Annotated in this window: 12 protein-coding genes; 3 read left to right on the top strand and 9 right to left on the bottom strand. The window is 72.3% G+C overall.

Annotation, left to right across the window (positions count from 1 at the left end; all coding sequences use genetic code 11):
* Window positions 1-14: 14 nt before the first annotated feature.
* Both ACQB60_RS07690 and ACQB60_RS07695 read right to left on the bottom strand, forming a co-directional pair.
* On the bottom strand, window positions 15-911 hold the full coding sequence (locus ACQB60_RS07690; RefSeq protein WP_496925064.1) for a beta-keto acid cleavage family enzyme: 897 nt from the start codon (window positions 909-911) through the stop codon (window positions 15-17).
* An 82-nt stretch (window positions 912-993) separates the two neighbouring features.
* Window positions 994-1,890 (bottom strand): TetR/AcrR family transcriptional regulator, encoded by an 897-nt coding sequence (locus ACQB60_RS07695; protein WP_496925065.1) that lies wholly within the window; start codon window positions 1,888-1,890, stop codon window positions 994-996.
* Between the two features lie 182 nt (window positions 1,891-2,072).
* Between ACQB60_RS07695 and ACQB60_RS07700 the strand changes: the two genes are divergently transcribed.
* Both ACQB60_RS07700 and ACQB60_RS07705 read left to right on the top strand, forming a co-directional pair.
* Window positions 2,073-3,149 carry a M20/M25/M40 family metallo-hydrolase gene (locus ACQB60_RS07700; RefSeq protein ID WP_496925635.1) on the top strand — a complete coding sequence of 359 codons (1,077 nt, stop codon included), beginning with the start codon at window positions 2,073-2,075 and terminating at the stop codon, window positions 3,147-3,149.
* A gap of 91 nt (window positions 3,150-3,240) precedes the next feature.
* Complete coding sequence (locus ACQB60_RS07705; RefSeq protein WP_496925066.1) at window positions 3,241-5,484, top strand: terpene synthase family protein; 2,244 nt, start codon at window positions 3,241-3,243, stop codon at window positions 5,482-5,484.
* Between the two features lie 31 nt (window positions 5,485-5,515).
* On the opposite strand, the gene ACQB60_RS07710 is transcribed toward ACQB60_RS07705, so the two are convergent.
* The 3 genes from ACQB60_RS07710 to ACQB60_RS07720 form a co-directional block, all read right to left on the bottom strand.
* Complete coding sequence (locus tag ACQB60_RS07710; protein WP_496925067.1) at window positions 5,516-6,712, bottom strand: cytochrome P450; 1,197 nt, start codon at window positions 6,710-6,712, stop codon at window positions 5,516-5,518.
* A 264-nt stretch (window positions 6,713-6,976) separates the two neighbouring features.
* A complete protein-coding gene (locus tag ACQB60_RS07715; protein WP_496925068.1) occupies window positions 6,977-8,188 on the bottom strand; it encodes a cytochrome P450 in 1,212 nt (403 codons plus the stop codon).
* Between the two features lie 243 nt (window positions 8,189-8,431).
* The gene (locus ACQB60_RS07720; protein ID WP_496925069.1) at window positions 8,432-9,331 is read right to left on the bottom strand and encodes a substrate-binding domain-containing protein; all 900 of its coding nucleotides are present in this window, start codon (window positions 9,329-9,331) and stop codon (window positions 8,432-8,434) included.
* A gap of 257 nt (window positions 9,332-9,588) precedes the next feature.
* On the opposite strand from ACQB60_RS07720, the gene ACQB60_RS07725 reads away from it, so the two are divergent.
* Window positions 9,589-11,502: a potassium channel family protein gene (locus tag ACQB60_RS07725; RefSeq protein ID WP_496925636.1), complete on the top strand. Its 1,914-nt coding sequence runs from the start codon at window positions 9,589-9,591 to the stop codon at window positions 11,500-11,502.
* Window positions 11,503-11,535: 33 nt separating this feature from the next.
* Here the strand turns inward: ACQB60_RS07725 and ACQB60_RS07730 are convergent, their stop codons facing one another.
* The 4 genes from ACQB60_RS07730 to ACQB60_RS07745 form a co-directional block, all read right to left on the bottom strand.
* Entirely contained in the window at window positions 11,536-12,441 is a 906-nt protein-coding gene (locus ACQB60_RS07730) for a metallophosphoesterase family protein (protein ID WP_496925070.1), read from the bottom strand.
* Between the two features lie 34 nt (window positions 12,442-12,475).
* Complete coding sequence (gene qcrB / locus ACQB60_RS07735) at window positions 12,476-14,155, bottom strand: cytochrome bc1 complex cytochrome b subunit (protein ID WP_496925071.1); 1,680 nt, start codon at window positions 14,153-14,155, stop codon at window positions 12,476-12,478.
* Window positions 14,156-14,267: 112 nt separating this feature from the next.
* Entirely contained in the window at window positions 14,268-15,038 is a 771-nt protein-coding gene (locus ACQB60_RS07740; RefSeq protein ID WP_496925072.1) for an SDR family NAD(P)-dependent oxidoreductase, read from the bottom strand.
* Window positions 15,039-15,145: 107 nt separating this feature from the next.
* Window positions 15,146-17,419 carry an MMPL family transporter gene (locus tag ACQB60_RS07745; protein ID WP_496925073.1) on the bottom strand — a complete coding sequence of 758 codons (2,274 nt, stop codon included), beginning with the start codon at window positions 17,417-17,419 and terminating at the stop codon, window positions 15,146-15,148.
* Window positions 17,420-17,557 lie beyond the last annotated feature (138 nt).

A 17,557-nucleotide genomic window follows, 5' to 3' on the forward strand; every position in this document is an offset into this window, starting at 1 on the left:
GTCCTCCGCGGGGTTCAGGAACGGGGCTTGAGGCCGAGCTTCTGGCGGGCCTCGTCCGGCGTGGCGACGCGCGAGCCGAGGTTCTCGGTGATCTGCACGGCGCGCTCGACGAGTTGGGCGTTGCTGACCTTGTTGCCCTTGCCGAGGTAGAGGTTGTCCTCCAGGCCGACGCGGACCTGGCCGCCGAGCAGGATGGACTGGGCGACCCACGGCATCTGCATGCGGCCGAGAGCGAAGCTGGCCCACTGGGCGCCCTCGGGCAGCATGTTGACCATGGACTGCAGGACGCCGGGGTCGGCGGGCGCGCCCCACGGGATGCCCATGCACAGCTGGAAGACGGTAGGGCTGTCGAGCAGCCCTTCGGCGAGGAGCTGCTTGGCGAACCAGAGCTGCCCGGTGTCGAAGATCTCCAACTCGGGCCGCACGCCCAGCTCCTGGATGCGCTTGGCACCCTGGCGCAGCATGTCGGGCGTCGAGATGTAGAGGTTGTCGCCGAAGTTGAGGGAGCCGCAGTCGAGGGTGCAGATGTCGGGCAGCAGGTCCTCGACGTGCGGGAGCCGGTCGAGGCCGCCGACGAGGTCGGTGCCGGGCAGCTCGCCGAGGTCCTTCAGGGGCTGGACGGGGTCGATGACGAGGTCGCCGCCCATGCCCGCGGTGAGGTTGATGACGACGTCGGTGCCGGTCTCCTTGATCCGCTCGACGACCTCGCGGTAGAGCCTCGGGTCGCGCGAGGGGTCGCCGGTCTCGGGGTCGCGGACGTGGATGTGCACGACGGCGGCGCCCGCCTCGGCGGCCTCGACGGCGGAGCCGGCTATCTGCTCGGGCGTGACGGGCACGTGCGGGCTCTTGCGCACCGTGTCGCCCGCGCCGGTCAGGGCGCAGGTGATGATGACGTTCTCGTTCACAGGCATGCGGAACTCTCCCTCGGGGGTGGGGTGTCGGGTGTGTGCTCGGGGTTCGCGGCCGGGTGTGCCGGTCGTTCTCGTACGGGGGTCAGCGCGCCGTCAGGGTCGCGTCGACGTACTGGATGAGGGCCTCGTGCATGTCGTCGGGGCGGGTGCCGGGGGCTTCGGGGCCGCCGGCGAGCACCTGGGCGGCGAGGCCGTCGATGAGCGCGGTGAGGCGCAGCGCCGCGGCCTGCGGGTCGACGCACCGGAAGGCGCCGTCGGCGACGCCGCGCCGGATGACGTCGGCGACCGTGGTGCGCCACTGGCGGTAGTAGTCGGCGTGCAGGCGCCCGACGGCGGTGGAGCGGGCGGCCTCCGCCCACAGGTCGAGCCAGACGCTCCACTGCGCCCGCTGCTGCTCGGTGCGCGGGATCTGCAGCTCGATCAACTGCCGCAGTTCGTCGGCCACATCGGCGGCCTCGGCGATCCGTACGGCTCTGCGGGCGGTGTCCTCGTCCATGCACCAGCGCACGGCGGCCTCCAGGAGGTCGTCGCGGCCGGGGAAGTGGTAGTGGATGGCGGCGGTGCTGGTGGCGCAGGCGGCGGCGATGTCCTGGACGCGCACGGCGTGGAAGCCGCGCTCGGCGATGAGCCGGACGGTCTCGCGCACGATCTGCAGAGCGCGCCCGCCCTCGGGAGCGGCGCCCCCTGGGGCCCGCGCGCCCTTGCGTACCGCGGCCGACTCCGGCCCTGCACTTGCCCCCGTCCCAGCCCCGGTCCCGGCCCCCGGGGCGCTCCCCACGCCGAGCAGCCAGCCCGCGTCCACGCCGCCCTCGCCGGCGATGCGGGCGAGCTCGGCCGCGGTGAAGCGCCTGCTGCCGCCGAGGGAGCGCGAGAGCTTCGACGGATCCATGACGATCCGCCGCGCGAACTCGCGCTGGCTCACACCGGCGGCGGCGATGACCTCGCGGACGCGGACCGGGACCTCGGAGTCGTGCTGCATGGTCGGCCACGCTAGCCGGGCATTGCGCTGAACGCAATGCGAGGTCCACACTCCCCTTTTGCAGCAACAGATTGTGCTGCTGACTGGCGCATCAGTCAGTAGCTCATCAACGGGTACGTGCAGGCGCCCCGTACCCTGGCCGCGTGACCAGGCACCAGGCCGTCGGCGTGCGCGTCGACGCGATGATCGAAGACCTCAGGACGCTCGTCGAGATCGAGTCGCCCTCGCGCGACCTCGGCGCCCTCGCCGCCTCCGCGAAGGCCGTGGCCAAAGTCGTCGAGAGCCGTCTCGGCGGGCGGGCGACGCTGGTGGAGAGTCCGGGCGGGACACAGGTGCGCTGGTCGGGCGGCGGGGAGCCGAAGGTGCTGATCCTCGGCCACCACGACACGGTCTTTCCGCTCGGCACCCTGGAGCGTCGGCCGTTCACGGTCGCGGACGGCAAGGTGACCGGGCCCGGCGTCTTCGACATGCTGGGCGGCCTCGTGCAGGCGGTGCACGGGCTCGCCGCGCTCGACGACCTGTCGGGTGTGGAGATCCTGGTGACCGCCGACGAGGAGGTCGGCTCCCGTGCCTCCCGCGCGCTCATCGAGGAGCGGGCCCGCGCGTGCGGCGCGGTGCTTGTCTTCGAGGGGGCCGCCGACGGGGGCGGCCTGAAGACCGGGCGCAAGGGGTGCGGGACCTTCGAGGTGACCGTGACGGGGCGGGCCTCGCACGCCGGGCTCGAACCCGAGGCCGGGGTCAACGCCCTGGTCGAGGCGGCCCGTCAGGTCCTGGACATCGCGGCGCTCGGGCGCCCGGAGATCGGCACGACCGTCACCCCGACCGTCGCGTCCGCGGGGACCCTCGACAACGTGGTGCCCGCGGCGGCGGTCATCGTCGTCGACGTGCGTGTGGAGTCGGCCGCCGAGAAGGACCGGATCGAGGCCGCGTTCGCCGCGCTCACCCCGCACCTGGACGGCGCCCGGATCTCGGTCGAGGGGTCCGTGGGGCGGCCGCCCATGCCCGAGTCCGCGTCGGCCGGGCTCTTCGCGCTGGCCCGGCGGCTGCTGCCGGGCATCGAGGGCGTGGCCGTCGGCGGCGGCAGCGACGGCAACTTCACCGCCGCGCTCGGCGTGCCCACGCTCGACGGGCTCGGCGCGGTCGGGGGCGGCGCCCACGCCGACCACGAGTACCTGGTGGTCGACGCGATGACCGAGCGGGCGGACCTGGTCACGGGTCTTGTTCGAGCGATCCAGAACGAAGATCACGCAATGGTGTGACAAGCGGGCGCCCGCGGTATCGACGGGTTGCGCGCGGGACATGCTCGGGGCTGCCCGTTCGCCACCACGCCCCGCGAGGAGAGACCGCGACATGTCGCAGCCCTTCGAACTGCCCGACTTCTACCTGGTGCACCCCGCCCGCCTCAACCCCCATGTGGAAGAGGCCCGGCAGCACTCCACGAAGTGGGCGCGCGACATGGGGATGCTGGAGGGGTCGGGCGTCTGGGAGGAGCGCGACCTGGACGCGCACGACTACGCCCTGCTGTGCGCGTACACCCACCCCGACTGCGACGGTCCCGCGCTCTCGCTGGTCACCGACTGGTACGTGTGGGTCTTCTTCTTCGACGACCACTTCCTCGAACTGTTCAAGCGCAGCCAGGACCGCGCGGGCGGCAAGGCGTACCTGGACCGGCTGCCCGCGTTCATGCCGATGGACCCGGGCACGCCCGTGCCGGAGCCGGAGAACCCGGTCGAGGCGGGCCTCGCCGACCTCTGGGCGCGCACGGTCCCGCACATGTCCCCCGCCTGGCGGGCCCGGTTCGCCCGCAGCACGGAGAACCTCCTCAACGAGTCGCTGTGGGAGCTCTCGAACATCAACGCGCACCGCGTGGCCAACCCGGTCGAGTACATCGAGATGCGCCGCAAGGTCGGCGGCGCCCCCTGGTCGGCGGGGCTGGTGGAGTACGCGACGGGCGCCGAAGTCCCGGCGTCCGTGGCCGGATCGAGGCCCCTGCGCGTCCTCAAGGACACGTTTTCGGACGCGGTGCACCTGCGCAACGACCTGTTCTCGTACCAGCGCGAGATCGAGGAGGAGGGCGAGCTCAGCAACGGCGTGCTCGTCCTGGAGACCTTCCTCGGCTGCACCACGCAGGAGGCCGCCGACACCGTCAACGACATCCTGACCTCGCGCATGCACCAGTTCGAGAACACGGTGCTCACCGAACTGCCGCCGCTCTGCGCGGAGAAGGGCCTTGCGCCGCACGAGTGCGCGGACGTCCTCACGTACGCGAAGGGGCTGCAGGACTGGCAGTCGGGCGGGCACGAGTGGCATCTGCGCTCCAGCCGGTACATGAACGGCGGTGGCGCGGCGGCGGGTTCGGGGCTGCCCGCGCTCACCGGTCCGGGCACGTCCGCCGCCGACGTACGGGCGCTGCTCGCCACGGTCGGCGCCGAGCGGCTGCGCGCCCACACGCACACGCCCTTCCAGCGCGTGGGCCCCTCGCAACTCCCGGCCTTCGACATGCCGTTCACGACCAGGCTCAGCCCGCACCTGGACGCCGCCCGCCCCCGCTGCGTCGCGTGGGCCGACGCGATGGGCATGCTCCGCCCCCAGCCGGGCGTGCCCGCGTCGGGCGTCTGGGACGCGCACAGGCTCGCCGGGTACGACTTCCCGCTGTGCGCCGCGGGCCTGCACCCCGAGGCCGACCCGGCGGCGCTCGACCTGGGCTCGCAGTGGCTCACCTGGGGGACGTACGGGGACGACTACTACCCGGTGGTCTTCGGCAGGACCCGCGACCTGGCGGGGGCGAGGCAGTGCAACGAACGGCTGCTGCTGTTCATGCCGTTGGAGGCGTCCGGCGGCGAGTCCGGCGTCGGGGCCGCCACGCCGCTCAACGCCCTGGAGCGGGGCCTCGCCGACCTGTGGGCGCGCACCACGGCCACCATGGACTTGGCGGCGCGCCGCGCCTTCCGGGAGTCCGTGGAGGTGATGCTCGACAGCTGGCTGTGGGAGCTGGACAACCAGGCGCAGCACCGGATCCCGGACCCCGTCGACTACATCGAGATGCGCCGCAGCACCTTCGGCTCCGACCTCACACTGAGCCTCGCCCGCCTCGGCCACCCGGTCGGGATCCCGCCGGAGGTGTACGGCAGCGGCCCGGTCCGGAACCTGGAGAACGCGGCGATCGACTACGCGGCGCTGTCCAACGACCTCTTCTCGTACCAGAAGGAGATCGAGTACGAGGGCGAGCTGCACAACGGCGTCCTGGTGGTGCAGAACTTCTTCGGCTGCGACTACCCGACGGCGGTCGGCGTCATCGACGACCTGATGCGCTCCCGGATGAGCCAGTTCCAGCACATCGCGGCCCATGAACTGCCGCAGCTGTACGAGGACTTCGGCCTGTCCGAGGAGCACCGCGCCGCCCTGGACGGCCATGTGCGGCAGCTGGGGAACTGGATGGCCGGGATCCTCACCTGGCACCGCAGCTGCCGCCGCTACCGCCCGGAGGACCTCGGCCACGGCCCGCTGCCGCTGCCGTCGGGCCCCGGCACGGAGGTGGTCCGCCCGGCGTGGCTGCGCCAGTGGGGCGACGCCTCGGAGCAGCTGTCCGTGTGAGGCCCGGTGAGGCGCCGCCCGGGTCTGCCGCTCACGCGCGGGTGTGCAGCGGCAGGCTCTTCACCCCCGTGAGGTGCTCGGCCTGCATGAAGGTGGGCGGCGTCGCCGGGTCCGTGCGCAGCACCGGGAAGCGGTCGAGGAGGATGTCCATGACGATCCGGCCCTCGAGTCGGCCCAGGGGCGCGCCCAGACAGAAGTGCACGCCGCGGCCGAAGCCGAGGTGGGCGTTGGGCGTCCGCGACGCGTCGAAGACGTCCGGGCGCTCGAACTGCCGCGGGTCGCGGTTGGCCGCCGACAGCCAGAGCATGATCATCTGCCCCGGCGGGATGCGCCGGCCCCCGACCTCCACCTCCTTGGTGGCGCCGCGCAGGGCGAGCGTGAAGGGGCTCAGGAAGCGCAGCGACTCCTCGATGACGCCGGGGAGCCGCGAGCGGTCCGCGCGCAGCAGGGCGTCCTGTTCGGGGTTCGCGTCCAGGCAGAGGACGGTGTTGCCGATGAGCATCGTGGTGGTGATGTGCCCGGCGACCAGGAGGACGTTGGCGAAGTTCACCACCTCGTTGTCGTTGAGGCGCTGCCCGTCGATCTCGGCCTCGACGAGCTTGCTCAGGAGGTCCTCGCGGGGGCTCCTGCGGCGCTCGACGACGTGCCCGCGCAGATAGTCGAGGAGCTTCATGGACTCTTCCATCTGCACTTCGAGGGCGCGCTCCTGCTCCTCGCCCCGCTCGTTCTTCAGGAGTTCGTCGGAGCTCTCCATGGCGCGCTCGACCCAGCCCCGGAAGAGGTCGCGGTCGGAGGCGGGCACGCCGAGCAGCTCGGCGATGACGATGACGGGCAGCGGGTAGGCGAGGTCGCCGACGAGCTCGATCCGGTCCTGACCCTGTACCTGGTCGAGGAGTTGGTGGGTGAGCTCGGTGATCCGCGGTTCGAGGGCGGCGATCATCTTCGGGGTGAAGGCGCTGCTGACCAGCTCGCGCAGCTTCTGGTGGCCCGGCGGGTCCATCTGCAGGACGTTGCCCTCCATCAGGGCCGGGTCGACCTCGACGGAGAGGAGCCCCGCCGTGTTGGACGAGAACGTCACCGGGTCCGCGAGGATCTCCTGCACCTCGTCGTAGCCGTAGACGTTCCACATCCGGGCCTGCTCGTCGAACTGGACGGGGTGCTCGGGCCGCCTGCCGTGCAGCCAGGTGTGGTGGGGGTGGATGGCCCACTGTTCGGCGAGGGAGGTCATCGGGCTTGCCCTTTCATGCGTGCGGTACACGAGGGGGCGAACGCCGTGCGGACGTGCGCACAGCGTTGCATGTGCGGGCACCGTACGAGAGAGGCATGCACGTGCGCACGCCTCGCAAGAAGGGAAAGTTGATTTCCGGACAGCCGAATCCCGGGGTCGCTCAAGGCGGCCCCGGGAACGGCCAGTTGGGGCGGATCCGGCCAGCCGGCGTCATGGCCGGATCCGCACGCTGGGGCGAGCCTCCTGCCCGCTGCGCCGATCCGCCTACGCGGTCGTGATCAGCGGCAGGTGTTTGGCGCCCGTCATGTGGTCGGCCTGCAGGAAGGACGGCGGCGTCGCGGGGTCCGTGCGCAGCACCGGGAAGCGGTCGAGGAGGATGTCCATGACGAGCCGCCCCTCCAGGCGGGCCAGCGGCGCCCCGAGGCAGAAGTGCACGCCGCGGCCGAAGCCGAGGTGCGGATTGGGCGCCCGCGTCGGGTCGAAGACGTCGGGGCGCTCGAAGCGGCGCGGGTCGCGGTTGGCCGCCGACATCCAGACCATGATCATCTTGCCGGGCGAGATCCGCTGCCCCGCGATCTCCACCTCCTCGGTGGCGCCGCGCAGGGCGAGCGTGAAGGGGCTCAGGAAGCGCAGCGACTCCTCGATGACGCCCGGCAGCCGCGAGCGGTCCGCGCGCACCAGCGCGTCCTGCTCCGGGTGGGCGTCGAGACAGAGCACCGTGTTGCCGATCAGCATCGTGGTGGTGATGTGCCCGGCGACCAGCAGGATGTAGGCGAAGTTCACGATCTCGTTGTCACTGAGCCGCTTGCCCTCGCCCCCGGCCTCGACCTGGACGAGCCGCGACAGCAGGTCCTCACGCGGGCTCTTGCGGCGCTCGGCGACGTGGCCGCGCAGATAGTCGAGGAGCTTGTTGGTCTTGTCCATCTGCTCCTCGTAGGCGCGGTCCTCCTCCTCGCCCCGCTCGGTCTTGATCATCTCGATGGAGTTCTCCATCGCCGCCTCGACCCAGCCCCGGAAGAGGTCGCGGTCGGAGGCGGGCACGCCGAGCAGTTCGGCGATGACGATGATGGGCAGCGGGTACGCGAGGGCGCTGACCAGCTCGATCCGGTCCTGCCCCTGCACCTGGTCGAGCAGTTCGTTGGCGAGCCGGACGATCTTGGGCTCCAGGTCGGCGACCACCTTCGGGGTGAAGGCGTTGCTGACGAGCTTGCGCAGCCTGGTGTGGCCGGGCGGGTCCGTCAGCATGATGTTCCCCTCCATCAGCGAGGCGTCGACCTCGACGGAGAGGAGACCGGTCGTGTCGGAGGAGAACGTCATCGGGTTGGTGAGGATCTCCTGCACCTCGTCGTACCCGTAGACGTTCCACATCTGGGCCTGCTCGTTGAAGACGACCGGCTGCTCGGGACGCTCCCCGCGCAGCCAGGTGTGGTGCGGGTGAATGTTCCACTGGTCTACGAGGCTGGTGACGGTGGTCATCGGGCAGTCCCTTCCGTACGTGCGGAGAACGAGAGGCCGAACACTGCACGCCGATGCGCACACGTTCATTCCTGGTGGAGCCGCTGTACGGGACCGTAGGCCGCCTCGTACACCACGCCGGACGGACAAAACAGACTCGGGACAGGAAGCGAAAAGTCCGGATGAAGGCCCGTGGCGGGCAGGTCCGGGGCGCGGCCCGCGTCGCAGCCCGGAGGCCGCGGACCGCGCCCTGCGGACGAGGTCTCAGGCCGAGCCGCGCTTGTCCCGGAGGATCTCCAGGGCGTCCGCGACCGAGCGCAGGAAGCCCGCGTACGCCGCCTCGCTGGGCGGCAGTTCGGGGTTCCAGGGCTCCAGCGGCGAGCGCGCGGTGAGCTCACGCCACGCGGGCAGCTCCTCGAGCTCGGCGGGCGGCGTCGCGTTGCCGCGGCTGTCCGCGAGGACCAGGTCCGCGCCCAGGCCGAGGGCGCGGTCCCACGTCGTCGTCAGCCAGTTGACCCCGCCGCCGGGGCCGGGGTCGGCCAACCGGACGCCCAGGCCCGCAAGATGGCGCAGCTCCGGCCAGGCTTCGGGGCGCGCCAGGTGCACCTGGTCGCCGCCCGCGGCCGAGAGCACCAGGACGCGCGGCGACCGCGTCCCGGAGGCCGCGGCCCGCACGGCGTCCTCGGCGGCGGTCAACTGTGCGCGGCCGCCCGCGACTTGGGGCTCGCCGGGCTCGCCGAGCGCCGCCGCGAGCTCGGCGAAGCGGGCGAGCACACCGGTCAGGGTGACGTCGCCGCCCACCGCGAGGGCGAGGACGGGCAATCCGGCGGCGCGGGCGGCGTCCTCGTTCACGGCGTAGGTCCGCTCGCCGTCATAGGTCACGTCGACCACGAGGTCGGCGTCCGCCGCGCGCAGAGCCGCCGCGTCGAGCGCGGCCCCGGCACCGAGATACGGAACCCGGCGCGGCCCCATCTCGCCCGCCTTGACGGGGTCGGGTCCGGCCCCGTCGTGGCCGGACCCGTACACCCCGGCCGGCGGCCGCCCCAGGTCCCACAGCGCCGCGCCCGCCCGTATGTAGGCCAGGACCCGTTCGGGGCGCCGCACCGTGCGCACCGCCTGCCCCCGGTCGTCGGTGAACTCCCACGTCGTCGTCGCATCCGCCATCAGCAATCGCCTCCCGGACCGGCACCGTTGAACGTCGAACTCACCGTATCCGAACGGCACTTGGGTAGGTGACCGCTACACCGTCCGCCGCCCCGGGCGCCCCGGCCGCCCCGGCGCAGGGCGGCCGCCTGCGACGACGGCCGTGCCCGCGCGGGCGCGCCGCCGGGAACCGCCGCCCCCGCTGCGGCATCTTCGACCATGTGTCCTCCGCTACCGCACTCCCCCCGCCCCGCGCCCCGCTGCCCCTGACCGGGCACATGGTCGTCTGCGGCGCGGGCGCCCTCGCGCACCGGCTCGCCGCCGAGCTGCGCGGGGTCTACCGCGAGCAGGTCGTGCTCGTCGTGCCACCCGCGCGTCCCGCCCCCGCGGCCGGGCGGGCCCGGCGCACCACCACGACCGCGCTCCTCGGCCGCATCACCGCCGCCGTCACCGCCCGCACCACCGGCAACGGGAACGGAAGCGGAACCAGCGGCGGCGAGAGCGCGGACGAGCTCGCGCCGCGCATCATGGAGGCCGTCGAACTCTCCGACGACGTGCTCGCCGAGGCCGGGCTCGCGCAGGCCGCCGCCCTCGCGCTGGTCCACGACGAGGACGAGACCAACATCCGGGCCGCGCTCGCCGCCCGCCGCATCAACCCCCGGCTGCGCCTGGTGATCCGGCTCTACAACCGCAAGCTCGGCCAGTACCTGGAGGAGCTGCTCGGGCAGGCCGCCGCGGTCGCGGGCCTGGACGTGGGCGACGCCTCGGTCACCGTCCTGTCCGACGCGGACACGGCGGCCCCGGCCCTCGCGGCGACCGCCCTCACCGGGACCCACAAGGTCGTGCACGCCGACGGGCTGCTGCTGCGCGCCGTGGAGCAGCCCCCGCCGACCGCCGCGGGGCGTGGCATGCCGGGCATCGCGACGCTGGCGCTGCTCTCGGCGACCGCCAACGACCCGGCGGGCGCGGAGGGTTCGGCCGACCCGAGCGGCGACACCGGCCCCCGGCTGCTCCCCGACGACGCGACGGTGGCCGCCGACACGACCCGGGGCGCCCTGGTCCTGCAGACGGTCGCGTACGAGACGCCCTCCTCGGGCGGGGGCCGCTTCGCGGGCCGTGGCGTGCCGTTCGGCTCGCTGTTCTCGCGGCGCCTGCGCTGGTCGCTCGCCGGGCTCGTCGGCGCGGTCCTCGCGATGGCGATCGCCTCGATGGCCACGGCGGGCGACAACCCGCTGCACGCCACGTATCTGACGCTGCTCGACTTCTTCGCCATCAACGACCCCGCGAAGGACGAGGACGCCGCCCGCAAGGTGCTCCAACTCCTGTCCGCCCTCGTCGGGTTGCTGCTCCTGCCGGTCATCTTCGCCGCCGTCCTGGAGGCGCTCGGCACGTTCCGCTCGGCGTCCTCGCTGCGCCGTCCGCCGCGCGGCCTCTCCGGCCACGTGGTGCTGCTCGGCCTCGGCAAGATCGGCACCCGCGTCCTGGCCCGGCTGCGCGACCTCGACATCCCCGTGGTGTGCGTGGAAGCCGACCCGGAGGCGCGCGGCGTCTCGCTCGCGCGCCGGCTGCGCGTGCCCACCGTCATCGGCGACGTCACCGAGGAGGGCGTCCTGGAGGCGGCGAAGATCCACCGGGCGCACGCGCTGCTCGCCCTCACCAGCGCGGACACCATCAACCTGGAGGCCGCGCTGATCGCCCGCTCGGTCAGGCCCCGGCTCCGGGTGGTCCTGCGCCTGTACGACGACGCGTTCGCGACCGCCGTCTACCGCACCCTGCGCGCCGCGCACCCGCACGCCCTCACCCGCAGCCGCAGCGTGTCCACGCTCGCGGCCCCGGCGTTCGCGGGCGCCATGATGGGACGTCAGATCCTGGGCGCCATCCCGGTCGAGCGCGCGGTGCTGCTCCTCGCGGCGGTCGACTGCGCGGGCCAGCCGTCCCTGGTGGGCCGCAAGGTCTCCGAGACGTTCCGGCCGGGCGCCTGGCGGGTGCTCGCCCTGGACACCTCGGAGCGGGACGCGGCCGCCGAGCACTCCCGCACCTCGCCCCGCTCCCCCGGTCTGACCTGGCAGCTCGACCCCGACTACGTGCTGCGCCCGCAGGACCGCGTGGTGATCGCGGCGACGCGCCGGGGCCTGGCCCAGCTGCTCGCGCACCGGCCGGAGACGACGTCGCGGCAGGACTCCGGCCAGTAGTACGGGAGTTGGGGCACCTCGGCCGCGGGGGCGTCAGTCGTTCCAGCGCGCCCCGGCCGGGAGCGCGGGCAGGATCGGCCGCAGGCCCGGCTGCGGGTGGCGCTCCCGGCGCCACTCGCGCGGGTAGCCGACGGAGACCTCCTCGAAGCGGACACCGTCGTAGCGGGTGCGCCGGGGGATGTGGAGGTGGCCGTAGACGACCGCTTCGGCGCGGTACTTCAGGTGCCAGTCGGCGGTCAGTTCGGTGCCGCACCAGAGCGCGAACTCGGGGTAGTGCAGGACGTCGGTGGGCTCGCGCCGCAGCGGCCAGTGGTTGATCAGGATGCTGGGCAGCTCGGGGTCGAGCCCGTCGAGCCGCTCCTGGGTGATCCGCACCCGCTCACGGCACCAGGCGTCCCGGGTGGGGTGCGGGTCGGGGTGGAGCAGGAACTCGTCGGTGCAGACCACGCCGGACTCGTGGGCCGCCGCCAGGGCGTCCTCCTTGCCGTGCGTGCCGGCGGGCCGGAACGTGTAGTCGTAGAGCAGGAAGAGCGGCGCCACGGTGACCGGGCCGCCCGCGCCGCGCCACACGGGGTAGGGGTCCTCCGGGGTGACGGCGCCCAACTCCCGGCACAGTGCGACGAGATGGCGGTAGCGGGCCTCGCCGCGCAGCTGGACCGGGTCCCCCTTGGGCGTCCACAGCTCGTGGTTGCCGGGCACCCACACCACCTTCGCGAAGCGGCTCGTGAGGATCCGCAGGGCCCACTCGACGTCGGCCACGGTCTCCGCGGTGTCACCCGCGACGATCAGCCAGTCCCCCTCGCTCCGGGGCCGGAGCGTGTCCAGGAACTTCTTGTTGTCGTCGTAGGCGACGTGCAGATCGCTGATGCCGAACAGCGTCGGCTCCTGCGGGGAGTCGCCGTGCCGTCCCGGTCCGTCCGCTGCGTCTCTGGATGCCATCACCCTTGCGAGGCTATCCCGATCACCGCCCCGGTCAGTGGTGAGGCCCCTCACCCCGGTGCAACTGCAGGTACTCCTCGGCGGTGGGCTTGGCCACCTGGGCGCCCGGTCCGTACATGGCCTTGGCGAGGCGGGCTCGCAGCCGCATGGCCCGGGTCACCGGGCGGGCCACGCCGTGCTCGTCGACGAGCGGCCCGACCTCGTACGGCGTGATCTGCTCGTGTGCGGTCAGGGTGTACAACTCGGCCTGGGTGAGCGGCTCGTGGACCTCCACGTACTCGCCGTGCGGCAGCCGCTTGACGATGCCGCTCTCCCGGCCGTGCAGTGCCTTCTCGCGGTCGCGGCGCTGCAGGCCCAGACAGAACCGGTGGGTGAGGAAGAAGGCGAGGGCGGGCGCGACGAAGACGGCGATGCGCACGAACCACGTGATGGTGTTGATGGAGAGCCGGAAGTGGGTGGCCCACAGGTCGTTGCCGCCGCCGATCATCAGGACCCCGTACAGGGTCAGCCAGGCGACGCCGATGCCGGTGCGGACCGGGGCGTTGCGGGGCCGGTCGGCGATGTGGTGCTCCCGTTTGTCGCCGGTGACCCATGCCTCGACGAAGGGGTAGACGGCGATCGCCGCCATGATGAGCGGGAAGAGCATGAAGGGGATGAAGACCCCCAACTCGGCCGTGTGGCCCGCGATGTTGATCTCCCAGCTGGGCATCACGCGGATCAGCCCTTCCGAGAATCCCAGGTACCAGTCGGGCTGGGCGCCGGTGGAGACGAGGTCGGGCCGGTAGGGCCCGATCGCGAACACCGGGTTGATGGTGGCGACCGCGCCCATGATCGCGAGCACCCCGAAGACCAGGAAGAAGAAGCCGCCCGCCTTGGCGATGTAGATGGGCAGGAAGGGCGCCCCGACCACGTTCTTCTCGGTCCGGCCGGGCCCGGCGAACTGGGTGTGCTTGTGGTAGAAGACCAGGATCAGATGGGCCACCACGAGCCCCAGCATGATGCCGGGCAGCAGCAGGACGTGGATGGGATAGAGGCGCGAGATGATGTCGTGCCCGGGGAACTCCCCGCCGAACAGGAACATCGCCAGATACGTCCCCACGACCGGGATCGACAGGATGGCGCCCTGCGCGAAGCGGATGCCGGTGCCGGAGAGCATGTCGTCGGGGAGCGAGTAGCCGGTGAGCCCGGTGATCAGGCCGAGCATCAACAGGGTCCAGCCGAACAGCCAGTTGATCTCGCGCGGCTTGCGGAAGGCGCCGGTGAAGAACACCCGCATCATGTGCACGAGCATCCCGGCGACGAAGACGAGGGCGGCCCAGTGGTGGATCTGCCGGATGAGCAGCCCGCCGCGCACCTCCATGCTGATGTCGACGGTGGACTCGTAGGCCCGCGTCATGGTGACGCCCTTGAGCGGGACGTACGAGCCGTCGTAGACGACCTCGACGCCGCTGGGCTCGAAGAAGAGCGTGAGGTAGATGCCGGTGAGGATGAGGATCAGGAAGCTGTAGAGGCAGATCTCGCCGAACATGAACGACCAGTGGTCGGGGAAGATCTTGCGCATCTGAGCCTTGGCCAGGGAGTTGATCCCGAGGCGGCCGTCCGCCCAGTCCGCGAGCCGCTCCCCCTTTCCTGGCTTTCCCGGCCTCCCGCGCCGCCCGTCACCCGCCCCGTGGGGCTGCTGTGCACTCCGGCTCCGCTCGCCACGTCCACTCATGCGACCCCCTCAGGCGACCCCTCAGGCGGCTTTCAGGGTAGGTCCGCCGGGCGGCCGGGCCAACAGGGCGTGCGCCAGGGATGGTTGGACCTCGGTTCCGCGCGGGCCGCGCTCACGCGGACTCCTTCACCACGCTCCAGCCGCCGTCCACGAGGAGGCTGGTGCCGGTGATGTACGAGGCTTCGCCGGCCGCGAGGAACGCGATGGCGGCCGCGACCTCCTCGGGCGTGCCGAAGCGCCGCGCCGCCGTCCCGGCCACGCTGCGCGCCCGGTCCGCCTCCGGGACCTCGTCCCAGGCGGCGGTCAGGATGGGGCCGGGCAGGACGGCGTTGACCCGCACCCGGGGCCCGTACTCGACGGCGAGCTGGCCGCAGAGCGAGAGCAGCGCGCCCTTGCTCGCGGCGTAGGCGGGGTGGCCCGGGATGCCCTTGTGGGCGTGGACGGACGAGGTGAGGACGACGGCGCCCTCGTGGGCCGCCAGGTCGGGCAGGGCGGCGCGGAAGCCGAGGAAGCTCCCGGTGAGATTGACGTCGAGCTGCCTGCGCCAGGAGTCGGGGCTGAGCTCGTGGGCGGGAGCGACGTCCTTGGTGAAGGCGTTGCTGACGAGGACGGAGACGGGCCCGAACTCATGGGCCGTGTCGATGAGCCGGTCCCAGTCGTCGGCGGCCGCGACGTCGGCCCGTACGGACAGGGCGCGCCCGCCCGCGTCCCGGATCCGGGCCGCGACGGCGTCACCGCGCGCGGCGTCGAGGTCGGCGAGGACGACGGCGGCGCCCTCCTGGGCGAGGCGCTCGGCGGTGGCGGCGCCGATGCCGGAGGCGGCGCCGGTGACGACGGCGACGCGGTCGGTGAAGCGGTCGGCGGGGCGGCCTTCGGTGGGCATGGGGCGAGCTCCTGGGTGGGGCGGGGGCGCTGCTGACGCCCGAACTCTGCCAAACGGATGGCCCGGTGACTCAGCGAGTCACCGGGCCATGCGTTCACCTCACCTGCTCAGTGAACGGGCTCGCGGTAGCGCTCCTGCTCGGGCACCACCCAGTGCTGCCCGCCGTGCGCCGCGCCCTGCGGCGGGTCGAGGCGGCGCAGCCCCTCGCCCTCCACGTCGACGTTCGGCAGGATCGCGTTCACCCAGCGCGGCAGCCACCAGGCGCCCCTGCCGAGGAGCGCCAGGACGGCGGGCACGATGGCCATGCGGACCACGAACGCGTCGAAGAGGACGGCGATCGCGAGGCCGAAGCCCATCATCTTGATCGTGTCGTTGTTCTCCATGATGAAGCCGGAGAAGACGCTGATCATGATGAGCGCCGCGGCACACACGACGCGCCCGCTGTGGCCGAAGCCGGTGACGATCGCGTCCTTGGGGTGCGCCCCGTGCACGTACGCCTCCCGCATCCGGGTCACGAGGAAGACCTCGTAGTCCATCGCGAGGCCGAACATGACGCCGATCATGAAGATCGGCATGGTGCTGACCACCGGACCCGGCTGGTCGACGCCGAACACGTCTTGCAGCCAGCCCCATTGGAAGACGGCCACCACGGAGCCGAGCGCGGCGGCCACCGACAGGATGAAGCCGAGCGCCGCCTTGAGCGGGACGAGGATCGACCGGAAGACCAGCATCAGGAGCAGGAAGGCCAGGCCGACGATGAGGCCGAGGTACGGCAGCAGCGCGTCGTCCAGGGTCTTCGAGAAGTCGATGAACAGGGCGGTCTGGCCCGTCACCAGGATCTCGGAGCCGGTCTTCGCCTCAAGGGCGCCCGCTTCGGAGCGGATGGACTTGACCAGGTCCCGCGTCTTCTCGTCACCCGGCGCGGTCTTCGGGACCACGCTGATGATCGCGGTGTCACCGCCCTTGTTCACCTGGGCGGGGGCGACCTGCTGCACCCCGTCCCGGGCCGCGAGCGCCTTGCCGACCTGGTCCGCGGCCTTGGCGGCGCCCTTGCCCGCGGTGTCGACGGTGACGGTCAGCGGACCGCTGAACCCGGCGCCGAAGGAGTCGGCGAGGATGTCGTACGCCTTGCGCTGGGTGGTGTCCGGCGCATAGGTGCCCTCGTCCGGGAGCCCGAGTTCCAGGCTGGCCGCGGGCACCGCGACCGCGCCGAGACCGACGACGCTGAGGAACAGGATGGACAGCGGGCGCCGCACCACGAAGTCCGCCCAGCGCGCGCCGAGCACCGGCTTGGTGCGCGCGGCGGCCTTGGCGAGCTTCCGCTGCTGGCGCGCCGAGAGCGGCTTGCCCGCGTACTTCTTGCGGTCCCTGCGGCGCAGCACCTTGAAGCGGGCCATGCCGAGCAGGGCCGGGACCAGGGTGATGGCGATGAGCACGGAGACGGCGACCGTACCCGCGGCCGCGAGGCCCATCTTGGTGAGCAGCGGGACGTTGACGACCGCGAGGCCCGCGAGGGCGATGACGACCGTGAGGCCCGCGAAGACGACAGCGGAGCCCGCCGTTCCGGTCGCCCGGCCCGCGGCGTCCTCGGGCTGGCGGCCCTCGGCGATCTCGGCGCGGTAGCGCGAGACGACGAACAGCGCGTAGTCGATGCCGACCGCGAGCCCGATCATCATGGCGAGCGTCGTGGTCGTGCTGGACAGGCCGAGCGTGGAGCCGAGGGCGGTGATGCCGCAGATGCCGACGCCCACGCCGATCAGGGCGGTGATGAGCGGCATGCCCGCGGCGACCAGCGAGCCCATCGTGAGCAGCAGGATGACGAAGGCGATGCTGACGCCGATCTTCTCGGCATTGCCGCCCATGGCCGCCTCGACCTCGACGGCGTCACCGCCGGTCTCGACGGTGAGACCCGTGCCGCGGGCCCGGTCGGTCGCCTTGGTGAGCGCCTCGTGCGCCTTGTCGGTCAGCTCGGTGCCGAGGACCTTGTAGGTGACGGAGGCGTACGCGGTGGTGCCGTCCTTGCTGACGGCCTTCGCCGCGAAGGGGTCGGCGACACCGGAGACCTGCGGGCCCTTGCCCAGCTCGGCGACGAGCTTGTCGACCTTGGCCTTCTGCTCGGGAGCGGTGATCTTCTCGCCCTTGGGCGCGCGCACGACGACGCGCGCCGTGCCGCCGTCCGCGCTCGCCGCCGGGAACTTCTTCTCCAGGAGGTCGAAGGCTTTCTGGGATTCGGTGCCGGGCATCGCGAAGGTGTCGGCGGGCGGGGCGGGCGCGGCGGAGGCCGCGTAACCGGCCCCGCCGAGGACGAGCACCCACAGCAGGAGCATCAGTTTTCGCCGCCGGAAGGCCAGGCGGCCCAGTTTGTACAGGAAGGTAGCCACGACGAATGGACTCCCGTCGATCGTGGGGAAACGGGCATGAGCAAACAACGAGAGCACGCTAACAAACCAGCATGCCGGTTTTATAGACAGAGTCCCGACAGGCCGCCGAAGATGGCTGATTCACCAGGGCCTCATGGC

Origin of the sequence: Streptomyces odontotermitis (assembly GCF_050510915.1) — a bacterium.
In the GTDB taxonomy this organism is placed as follows: domain Bacteria; phylum Actinomycetota; class Actinomycetes; order Streptomycetales; family Streptomycetaceae; genus Streptomyces.